Source organism: Mesobacillus sp. MER 48, assembly GCF_023714225.1.
In the GTDB taxonomy this organism is placed as follows: Bacteria; Bacillota; Bacilli; order Bacillales; family Cytobacillaceae; genus Mesobacillus; species Mesobacillus oceanisediminis_A.
Map to the genome: position 1 here is coordinate 1 of NZ_JAMAUR010000021.1, position 6,228 is coordinate 6,228.

Consider the following 6,228-nt stretch of genomic DNA (forward strand, 5'->3'; position numbering starts at 1 on the left):
TTTCCTTTAATTTCAATGGGTTAAGCCAATTAATATTTTCGATTCGTCTTTCAGCTTCCTGAACTTGTTTCTCGAAAGAATGAATCCATCTGAAATGGTCGGAAGCTCCTCGGATCGTCTCGTCTTTCCAACGGATATAACTGTCATTTTTATTTAAGCGTTCATCCCATTTATCAAGCTGTTCGTAACGGTTTTTGATGTTTGGCAAAGAAGATTCAGCCTTCAAAACCTTAGAAGCATTTTGAAGGTCTACACGCTCTGCAGAAGTATTAAATCGTTCAGCATTTTGCTTTTGTGCTTGCTGGCGAGCCTTCTCTTGTTCCAACGCTTGTTTTTCTTCACGGTACTTTTGGAGTTCCACGACAAGAGCGTTGTACTCCTGACGGTCACGGTTGATATTTCCTTTTTCCGTTTGGACACCACGCTTTTCCATCTCATGAGCAACATGGCCAAGATGAACAGTCGGAAGCTGTTCAAGTCCACGTGCTTCATGAGAAAGGTGGGAAATCCGTTCTTGAATCCCCTCTTTTTCTAAAGCTTTATTCGCATGGTTCGCCCATTCTTCACGCCATTGTTCAAGCATTTCTTTCTTGTTCCAGTCACGATTTTTCGGACCGAATCCATCAGCTGTAATTTCTCTAGTGGTCAACATGACATGAGCATGAGGATTTTCTTTATCGTCTCTATGTATCGCAATATCAGCAATCATGCCTTTATTTACGAACTGTTCTTGAACATAGTTTTTAATTAATTCTTTTTGTTGGTCATTGCTTAATTCTCTAGGTAAAGCAATATTTATTTCTCGTGCTAATCGTGCGTCTTTTCTCTTTTCGGATTGCTCGACTTCATTCCAAAGACGCTCACGATCACGCACCCATTCAGGAGAATTGGAAGGGGCAAGAATCATAGTATCCGGTTGCACTTCTCGAACATAGTATTTGGTTTCACCGGTGCGTTCATCTGTTAAACGTTCACCTGAACGATAAGAAGCAGAAGCAACAGCAGATTGCCCCTTACCTCTTGAAATAACCTGTGCTGAAAAATGATAGATTGCCATGATTCTCACCTCTCTTTCGTCGCTACGCGAATCCCATTTTTACCGAAACGGAAAAGGAAGTACCGAAGGTGGTTCCTTTTCTGTTTTGGCTTCGCCGATAGGCGATTAGTCTTTTGTTGCTTTAGCAACTTGCCGATTTCGGCAAAGGTTTTTTTCTTTTTGTTGCGAAGCAACCGCACAACATCGGAACGATGTGTAAGTGCGCCCTTGCCCTCCGTTCTTCGGGAATCAGTGCCACACTCCATTGTGGCGATTCTTGCCTTTTGTCTAGTATTCTAGCACAATTTCCGATATAATAAAAGAAAAATATGGTATTGCAGGAGGGTTTTAGAATTGGCACGTAAAACGGACGCAGAACGTTTACAAGAATTAGAGGAAAAGATGGAGCAGATTAAGGCGAGAAAACAACAAGTTGCCAGCCGAATTCAAGCAAAAGAACGAAAAGAACGGACACGCCGATTGATTCAGGTGGGGGCGATTTTTGAGAAGTATTTTGATATTGTCGGTGAAGATCAAGCAGAGAAAGTAGCTTACGGAATGAAAGAAGCAGTAGAGAAGCACAAAGAGAAATTAATGAACATTGATGTCGAGAAATCCAAAGAACAAAACAAGGTAGTTTATGAGGTACAGGAGGAACGCTTAATCATGCCAGAAGGCGAGAAAGCCCCTTACTAACCGTAATGCCTTTAGGGCATTTTCCCGTTGCCTTTATGGCAACGTTTATCTTTAGGAGGTGGGGAATTGATTTGTTCATACTGTCAAACTGAGAATGGTAATTTCGCAAGCGAATGCGAATTTTGTGAAGCTCCCTTGAAGGTGGTACGTCCTTCTTTAAACAGAGATGTGGTCGAGGAAGATTATGAGAAGCCATATCCTGTACTGGTGACTTATCATACATATCATTTGTTACTGCTGCTAAGAAAGGTCAGGGAAGAACGGACAAAATGTTATCACCTTATGAGAGGCGTTCAGAAGGGGGCAGAATTGATTGAAATTGATTCTGATACTTTAGTCTTTGCTGAAAGTGAATATAGGCGTTATACGGCTCGTATGAGGGTTATAGAGGGTATCTTGATAGATCGTATGGGTTATAAACCTAAGCGAGTTGACGATAAATTACTTGTGAGCCTTCAAGGGAAGATTGAAAATGGGTAGTAAAAAAGGAGTTTTATTGCTATTGTCGAATTTAGATATAAAGAAAAACCCTCAAGTTTGACCGACTCGGAGGGCTTCTTAAAACAAGCAAGGGATTAGTCCCTTTATTCGATTTGTTATATATATATTCTACCATATCGGGACTAATTCCTGCTACAAAAAGGGAGAGAAATAGTAGTGGGAAAAAATGTTGTAGATTTTAGAGAAGCTGAAAGAAAAGCAAGATTAAGAGATATAGAGAATGAAAAAATATTAACTGATGAAGAAATGGCGATAGCCCAAGAACTTCAAGCGAAAGCTAATGCTAGAGGAATGAAGCTTGTGCCTGATAAAAAAATAAAAAACAATACTCATTTCGTTCAGATCATTCAACAAAATTTTCGTTATTTGAGAGAACAAAATTATCTTACATTGGCTGAAAAAGGTTTTCTGTTAGATATTTCAGAGTTTGTAGGGTTTCTCTCAAATTGTATTGTTGATGATATTACTAAAAAGAGTCCAGTACCATTAAATCAGTCTGACCTTGCTAAAGCTTTAGGTAGGGGTAGAAATAAAATAAGTCCTTTAGTTAATAGTTTAGTTGATAAAGGCATTATAGCCCGTGCTGAGTCAGGTTTAGAAGATAATAATGCTAGAGCCTATGCTTTATATATAAACCCAAATATCATGTTTTCAGGCTCTAAAGATGACGTTAATGAAACTTTAAAGACAATGTTTAAGAAAGCTATGAGAAATCCAACTTTAAAAAATTTACCTATCAAATTATTTTAAAAAGCCCTGTTAAAGGGCTTTTTTCGTTGTTCCCAAAATCGGTAACAATTGTTCCCAAAATCGGGAACAACGAAAAATCTCAAAACCATTGATATATAAGGGTTTTTTACACTTTAAAAAGCTTGTCCCTCTCACTCTTATATTAAATAGCAATTCGCCCTCTGTTTGGCAACCCCTAATTTTATATATTTTTCGTATCTGCCCTAAAGGCTAAAAGGTTGCCATCAAGGCAACCAAAAACCTTGTCTGTAAGATAAAAAATCCCCTCGAAAGAGGGGGGTTATCCTAATGGGATTTTGATTTCCAAATTATCTAAATCCAATTTTTTCTCAAGCTGTTCCAATTCCTCTCCAAGAGTTAAAGAATCTAGGAACTCCATGTTTGCAATTACTTGGTCAAAATGTTCAATGGCTTCTTCAGGCTTATCCAACTGATCGAGAGCAACACCTTTGTTTAAGGGGTAGAGTCCTGAAAATGCGGATTTACAACGGTAATGTAATTTTCACCCATAAATAAAGCCGATTTTAAGAAATCGACTGTTGAACTAAAGCTCCCTTTACTTTAAGTACATTTCTTCACAATCTTTAGATTAATTTATTGGATTATTTTTATGTGAAAGAGTGATATTAAATAAGAGCTTTAATTCGATTGACAAAAAAACCGTCCAGACGGTATATTATATGTATCTAAGTTATGGAGGTTATTATGTCTATTTCAAAGCATGCTAATAAGAAAAAAAATATATTGATTGCTGCATCTGAAATTGTAAAAGAAGAAGGAGTTGTCAAACTCACATTAGAGGCAGTCGCCCAAAGAGCTGGCGTGAGTAAAGGTGGATTATTATACCATTTTCCTAGCAAGGAAGCATTAATTAAAGGAATGGTGGAAGATTGGACAAATAATTATTTCGAATGCATTAATACGTTAGTTAATAACGACGATGATAACGCAATAGGAAAATGGAATAGGGCTTATCTTAAATCTACATTTTCCGATTTAGAAAACAATAATCTAAATTCCGCACTAATGGCTGCTATGTTTATTAATCCAGATTTATTAGATGAATTCCGGCAGAGATACGATATTTTGCATACAAAGTTAATAACTGATGGAATTGATCCTGTCAAAATAACAATTACAAGATTATCCATAGATGGTCTTTGGTTTTCAGAAATATTTGGAATGGCACCATTAAATGAAGAACTAAAAACACAAGTTTTTGATGAACTAATAAACATGATTCAGGAGGACGAATAATGTCATATCTATATTTAGCACTTGCAATAGTGGGGGAGATTATTGGCTCTTCCCTATTAAAAGCATCTGAAGGCTTTTCAAAACTCTATCCTACAATAGGGGTAATAATAGCTTTCGTTGGTTGTTTTTTCTTTTTATCCTTGTCGCTAAAAACAATCCCCTTAAACACTGCATATGCATTATGGGCAGGTTTAGGACTTGTTTTGACTACAGTAATTTCAGTTTTAGTTTGGAAGGAAAAACTTAACATGGCTAGCATTGCAGGAATAACACTGATTCTTGTAGGCGTTGTAATATTGAATTTGTTTGGACCAGGACATGGAGAATCTGGTCATGAAGCAAGCGAAACTATTACAATGAATGAGACAATGGAATAACACATAAAAAAGTCCTTCTTAATAAAGAGAAGGACTTTTTAGCTTAATTAAGGGTATTTTTTGAAGTCCTTATTCAACAAACCTGCGTACGTTAGTTTAAGTGTATCACTTCACAATTCCAATAGAGTAGAGTTTATTGAGACATAATGAAATTAGCGTTTTAAATGACTTCTGACTGTCTCATAAGACTTGTATCAAATGCTTACCGTTGTAAATCCGCATTTCCCTGACGCTACCCCTTTAAGAGCGATGAATTATCGTCTGGATCAAGTTTTAATGCCTTATCATAGCACTCAATAGCTTCTTCATATCTTCCCATAGAATCAAGTGAAATCCCCTTGTTTCTATAGGCTTTCCCTAGGATTCTTGCTTGGTTTGAAGGGGTATGAACAGCTATTTCAGCTAGTTGTTTTTTAATGGTTTCAAGTTCTGCATAGATTGTATTAATTTCTGTTTTTCGTTCAAAGTGATGGGCTGATTCTTTGTCCATTGCCACTCGAAGATAATCTTTCATAAGTGAATTAAGTTCTTTGGTTTCTTTCAGTGTTTCAGCTAAAGCTTTCTCACGTTCTAATTTACTTGTTAAATTCAAATTTATCTCCCCCCGATTTCCCAAGTTTGTTGATTACTTTTACCTTTGCCCTTACCTCTTGATTGTTGTTGCTGTTGTTTACGTTGTTGTTCTCTAGTCATTTCTCTTCCAGCTTGTTCGATGCCCTTCATAACTGCGTCTAACAAGCCAAGTCCTTTTTCTTGGGATTGGATTTGCCCTTGATATTCAGGAACCTTGGCTTCCATCTTTCCAAAAGACTCCACTTGTTTTTCAAAGTCGGCTCTTCCAGTAATGCCTTCCTTCTGCATGTAATTTTTATAGCTATCACGGGCAGTTACAGCACTGTCATACTCTCGCTTGGCTGATTTGGAAACAAGCATTTTTCCTTTCAGGAATGGATTGTTCTCATATTTCTCAACAATGGCTTGGTGTTTTTCAAAATCTTTTAGATAACGTTCTGCACGCTGCAAGCGTCCTTTCGTCTGATCTACACGAGAAATTTCTCCTTGAAGCCTTTGAATTTCTGATTTTCGGTTATTTACGGTCTTTTCAATGCTCTCGATTGGGACAGCTTTACCTTTCCCATACTTAGAATTGACATCAACGATATTGAGAGCCGTTTTAAAGCTCATATGACGCATTTCAGGGCGTTCAGGATACAAAGAAGCCACCTGACGAACAAAAGCGTTTTTATGGGCAATTTCAGCCTTCTGAAGGACATCACGTTCAGAACGGATATATCGACGAGTGTTTCTGTTTTTCTCCAGGAGTCCTGGACGCTCTGCTTCGTGTTGAGTTTTAACCTGGTTAAATTCCTTTTCATTGCTGAAGCCAAGCTTTTCACGGTGGTAATTAAGCTTTTCATCATGGAATTTAATTTCAGTTTTCGCCTTAGAAATCTCTTGTTCGGCTCTATCTTTAGTGAGTCGATTTTCCTTTAATTTCAATGGGTTAAGCCAATTAATATTTTCGATTCGTCTTTCAGCTTCCTGAACTTGTTTCTCGAAAGAATGAATCCATCTGAAATGGTCGGAAGCTCCTCGGATCGTCTCGTCTTT

General features: G+C 37.5%; 9 protein-coding genes. 5 read left to right on the forward strand and 4 right to left on the reverse strand.

The window, feature by feature from the left end:
- The coding region (gene mobQ / locus M3593_RS23580; protein WP_251665143.1) for a MobQ family relaxase at positions 1–1,057 on the reverse strand (1,057 nt) is incomplete at its 3' end.
- Between the two features lie 333 nt (positions 1,058–1,390).
- Here mobQ and M3593_RS23585 point away from each other — a divergent pair.
- The 3 genes from M3593_RS23585 to M3593_RS23595 all read left to right on the forward strand — a co-directional run bounded on the left by M3593_RS23585 (position 1,391) and on the right by M3593_RS23595 (position 2,983).
- Entirely contained in the window at positions 1,391–1,732 is a 342-nt protein-coding gene (locus tag M3593_RS23585; protein ID WP_086410335.1) for a hypothetical protein, read from the forward strand.
- Between the two features lie 309 nt (positions 1,733–2,041).
- The gene (locus M3593_RS23590) at positions 2,042–2,212 is read left to right on the forward strand and encodes a hypothetical protein (RefSeq protein WP_251545063.1); all 171 of its coding nucleotides are present in this window, start codon (positions 2,042–2,044) and stop codon (positions 2,210–2,212) included.
- Positions 2,213–2,389: 177 nt separating this feature from the next.
- Entirely contained in the window at positions 2,390–2,983 is a 594-nt protein-coding gene (locus M3593_RS23595; RefSeq protein ID WP_086410337.1) for a helix-turn-helix domain-containing protein, read from the forward strand.
- 280 nt (positions 2,984–3,263) lie between these two features.
- On the opposite strand, the gene M3593_RS23600 is transcribed toward M3593_RS23595, so the two are convergent.
- Entirely contained in the window at positions 3,264–3,413 is a 150-nt protein-coding gene (locus tag M3593_RS23600; RefSeq protein ID WP_251545064.1) for a hypothetical protein, read from the reverse strand.
- Positions 3,414–3,688: 275 nt separating this feature from the next.
- Here M3593_RS23600 and M3593_RS23605 point away from each other — a divergent pair, with 275 nt between their 5' ends.
- Both M3593_RS23605 and qacH read left to right on the forward strand, forming a co-directional pair.
- Complete coding sequence (locus tag M3593_RS23605; RefSeq protein WP_000028029.1) at positions 3,689–4,240, forward strand: TetR/AcrR family transcriptional regulator; 552 nt, start codon at positions 3,689–3,691, stop codon at positions 4,238–4,240.
- On the forward strand, positions 4,240–4,617 hold the full coding sequence (gene qacH / locus M3593_RS23610; protein ID WP_000121134.1) for a quaternary ammonium compound efflux SMR transporter QacH: 378 nt from the start codon (positions 4,240–4,242) through the stop codon (positions 4,615–4,617). Before M3593_RS23605 ends, qacH begins: the two co-directional genes overlap by 1 nt.
- Before the next feature lie 232 nt (positions 4,618–4,849).
- Here the strand turns inward: qacH and M3593_RS23615 are convergent, their stop codons facing one another.
- Both M3593_RS23615 and M3593_RS23620 read right to left on the reverse strand, forming a co-directional pair.
- Positions 4,850–5,209, reverse strand: coding sequence for a tetratricopeptide repeat protein (locus M3593_RS23615; RefSeq protein WP_086410338.1), 360 nt, complete (start codon positions 5,207–5,209; stop codon positions 4,850–4,852).
- A gap of 2 nt (positions 5,210–5,211) precedes the next feature.
- A partial coding sequence (locus tag M3593_RS23620; RefSeq protein WP_251665145.1) for a hypothetical protein occupies positions 5,212–6,228 on the reverse strand: 1,017 nt, incomplete at its 5' end.

Coding starts and splice junctions, on each gene's coding strand:
- M3593_RS23605 (WP_000028029.1), top strand. CDS start 3,689: ATGTCTATTTCAAAGCATGCTAATAAGAAAAAAAATATATTGATTGCT.
- qacH (WP_000121134.1), top strand. CDS start 4,240: ATGTCATATCTATATTTAGCACTTGCAATAGTGGGGGAGATTATTGGC.